Origin of the sequence: Citrobacter sp. (genome assembly GCF_050252275.1) — a bacterium.
Lineage (GTDB): Bacteria > Pseudomonadota > Gammaproteobacteria > Enterobacterales > Enterobacteriaceae > Citrobacter_A > Citrobacter_A amalonaticus.
The window spans coordinates 1-3,378 of sequence record NZ_JBFWLF010000381.1 but is presented as its reverse complement, the minus strand read 5'-3'; the positions used below and the strand labels follow the sequence as shown (position 1 = coordinate 3,378).

The following is a 3,378-nucleotide window of genomic DNA, read 5'->3' as shown; positions in this document are numbered from 1 at the left end:
GCAACAGCCGCGCCCCTTCTTGCGCGGCCTGAATAGCGGTCTGGCGACCAATCCCCTGCGCCGCGCCGGTAATGGCCACAACTTTATCGTTAAATCGCATAGAGGCTCCTTACGCCGCCGCACTCTGGCTGGCGATAAATTTTTCGTACCAGAATCCGGCTGGCGTAATGCCTCGCTCGCGTAACGCCGTGGTGATGGCATTGACCATCGGCGGCGGACCACAAAGATAAATATCCACATCGCCCTGATTGAGCATCGCCTCGCTAAGATGATCGGTGACAAACCCGCGCTGTGGACAACCACTTTGCGCGTCGGCGACAACCGGTAACCAGCGGAAGTCAGCCAGTTTCTGCTGAAAGGCGTCCAGCGCGTCGGTTTTGACCAGGTCGACATCATAGGTCACACCATACAGTAACGAGATCTGACGCTGGCTCCCCTGCGCAGCGAGCGTTTCCAGCATGGACAGCATCGGGGCCAGTCCGGTACCGCCAGCCAGCATCAGCACCGGGCGTTCGCCGTGACGCAGATAAAAACTGCCCATCGGACCGCTAAGCGTGACGGTATCACCGGGTTGTCCGCGCTGGGTCAGCCACTGACTCATCAACCCACCGGGCACATTACGGATCAGAAAGCGTCCTTCGTTACTGCCCGGCAGCGAACTGAATGAGTAGGCACGCTGCTGCGTCGTCCCCGGAACCTGAATGTTGATGTACTGCCCGGAGAGAAAATGGAGCGCGGTATCCGGGCGTACGACCAGTTCAATCGCCGTGTCAGAGAGCGCATTGATCGCCAGTACATCTGCATGCGTCGTCGTGATACTGGTTTTACACTGTGCCGCAGCGACCGGCACGTCAATGACACAGTCGCTGGCGGGGATCATCTGGCAGGTCAGCACCTGTCGTGCAGTGGCTTCATCCTCGCTCAGCGCCTCTTCCAGAAAGTCCTCTCCCAGCGCGTAATCGCCGCTGGCGCAGTGGCATTTACAGGTGCCGCAAACGCCGTCGGAGCAATCCATCGGCAGGTTCACCTTCTGCCGGTAAGCGGCATCCAGCACCTTTTCACCGGCGTTGCATTGAATAAAACGGGTGATGCCGTCCTCAAAATTGAGGGCAATTGTAAAACTCATAAGCACCTCTTAAATATGGTAAACGTCAATCACCTGACGGATATAGTCGTTATTGAGTCGCACAGTTTTCCGCGTGATTTGCGGCTGGCCGTCCTGTTCAACCAGCGTGCAGTGTGTGGTGCCGAAGTAGGCATCGGTATGCTGATAACGGTGGCTGTAAGTGACCCAGTTGTAGCGCACCTCGATGCCGCCTTCTTTCTCGCCCAACAGTTCGATGTTGCTGATCATATGCGTGGTACGCGGCTCCGGGGTGCTGGCGCCGGAACGTTCGGTTTTGATGCGGTACACCCGATCTTCCAGTCCATCCCGATTGGGATAATAGATAAGCGAAATCTCCCGCTGTGGGTCGCGGGTAGTTTTATCATCATCGCCCCAGGCGGGCATCCAGAAAACTACCTTCGGGCTATAGCAGTTGAGCCACGCGTCCCACTGGCGATCGTCCAGCAACCGCGCTTCGTAGTAGAGAAACTGGCGAACCTGTTCAAGCGTTAACATCCGCCCACCTCCACGCGTTGCGTAATCGAGTGTTCATATTGCTGCTGTTCTTTTTCCACCGCCGCGAGCATCACGTTTTGCCAGTGATGATGATGCGCGATGTAGAGCGCCTCATCTTCGGACTTCACACCACTCAACAGCGGTCTGAATCCTGCCTGTTGTGCATGTTCATCGGGGCCATCCACCCAGTGCAGCGCGCCGCGGCTGAGATCGCTCCACGCCAGATTTTCTCCCAGATAGCCGCGCTGGCAGGCGCTGAACTCTTCCAGATCGTCGGGGGTTCCCATCCCGCTGACGTTAAAGAAATCCTCATACTGGCGAATGCGTAGCGCGCGAGCCTGGTCAGATTCGCCTTTAGGCGCAAAGCACCAGATCGTCACTTCGGTTTTATCGACCGCGATGGGGCGAATCACGCGGATCTGCGTGGAAAACTGATCCATCAGGTACACGTTGGGATAGAGACACAAATTCCGTGTCTCATTGACCATCTGGTCGGCGCGATTTTCACCAAATTCCGCCTTTAACCGCTCACGATGATCGTAAACCGGGCGGACTTCAGGGTTCATCGCCCGCGTCCACAGCAGCATATGACCGTGTTCAAACCCGTAGCCACCGCCGAGACTCTTAGACCAGCCGTTGGCATCCACCGCCCGCGTGCCTTCCGCTTCGTAATTACGGCGCGACATGGTTGAGGCATAATTCCAGTGCACCACGCTGACGTGATAGCCGTCAGCCCCGTTTTCCGCCCCCAGTTTCCAGTTGCCTTCATAGACATAGCTGGACGAACCTTTCAGGACTTCCAGCCCCTCGGGAGCCTGATCGACCATCAGATCGATAATTTTGCTGGTCTCGCCGAGGTAGGTTTCCAGCGGCAGCACATCTTCACTCAGACTACCGAACAGAAATCCGCGATACGAGGCAAAGCGCGGAAGCGATTTCAGATCGTGCGACCCGTCATGCCTGAATGTCTCCGGATAACCACCGGTACTTTCATCTTTCGCCTTCAACAGTTTGCCGTTATTACTGAAGGTCCAGCCGTGAAACGGACAGGTAAAGGAGTTTTTATTTCCCGTCTTTCGTCGACATAACATCGCGCCACGATGCGCACAGCTATTAATAAGCGCATGCAGTTCGTTCTTTTTATCGCGGGTAATAATGACCGGTTGACGTCCCAGGGTCAGCGTAAAATAATCACCGGGTTCCGGGATCTGACTTTCATGCGCCAGAAATACCCAGTTCCCTTCGAAGATATGTTTGAGTTCCAGATTAAATAACTGCTCATCGGTAAATATCGAACGATGGCAGCGATAAATATGATTATCACGATCCACAATCAGAGCCTGCGTGATTTTATCTTTTAATGCCGAGAGCGTTTTTTGCATGAGTGTATCCCTCCTGCATAATTCAGGATGTATATACCCGTCATACTTTAAGTGGCAGTTGCGTTGGCTGCGCTCAAATTATGTAGGGTATAAAACGGTATGGGTCAGACAGGCGTCGCGTATTATTCCTGAGCGCGCAGTCGGGCAATTCGTTGTTCTTCTTCAGCACGTTGCGCCGCGCACAGCGTAAAGTCGAAACAAACTTCTGTATGTTCACCGGCAAGGTCGCGTTGCTGAATCAACGCCGGATCGCTGATTTTCACCGGGTCGGCAATCAGACCATCACGGGTAGCGAAGGCGAAATCATCCCACAGATACTGGTCACCGTTCAGGTTGATCTGACTGGTCAGGTGCTTAAAGCCCGGCGCAGAGACA

General features: G+C 54.8%; 4 protein-coding genes and 1 pseudogene. All 5 read right to left on the bottom strand.

Translation table 11 applies throughout. From position 1 onward, the window contains the following. A partial coding sequence (locus AB7E14_RS21950; RefSeq protein WP_428169956.1) for an SDR family NAD(P)-dependent oxidoreductase occupies nucleotides 1-100 on the bottom strand: 100 nt, incomplete at its 3' end. A gap of 9 nt (nucleotides 101-109) precedes the next feature. Then, nucleotides 110-1,126, bottom strand: a complete 1,017-nt coding sequence (gene benC, locus AB7E14_RS21945; protein ID WP_044257928.1) for a benzoate 1,2-dioxygenase electron transfer component BenC — start codon at nucleotides 1,124-1,126, stop codon at nucleotides 110-112. A gap of 9 nt (nucleotides 1,127-1,135) precedes the next feature. Beyond that, nucleotides 1,136-1,621 (bottom strand): benzoate 1,2-dioxygenase small subunit, encoded by a 486-nt coding sequence (gene benB / locus AB7E14_RS21940; protein WP_044328245.1) that lies wholly within the window; start codon nucleotides 1,619-1,621, stop codon nucleotides 1,136-1,138. Beyond that, nucleotides 1,615-3,003, bottom strand: coding sequence for a Rieske 2Fe-2S domain-containing protein (locus AB7E14_RS21935; RefSeq protein WP_316961664.1), 1,389 nt, complete (start codon nucleotides 3,001-3,003; stop codon nucleotides 1,615-1,617). The genes benB and AB7E14_RS21935 overlap by 7 nt, the downstream gene beginning before the upstream one ends. 122 nt (nucleotides 3,004-3,125) lie before the next feature. Continuing rightward, nucleotides 3,126-3,378 (bottom strand): annotated as a pseudogene (locus AB7E14_RS21930) (catechol 1,2-dioxygenase); the annotation flags it as partial.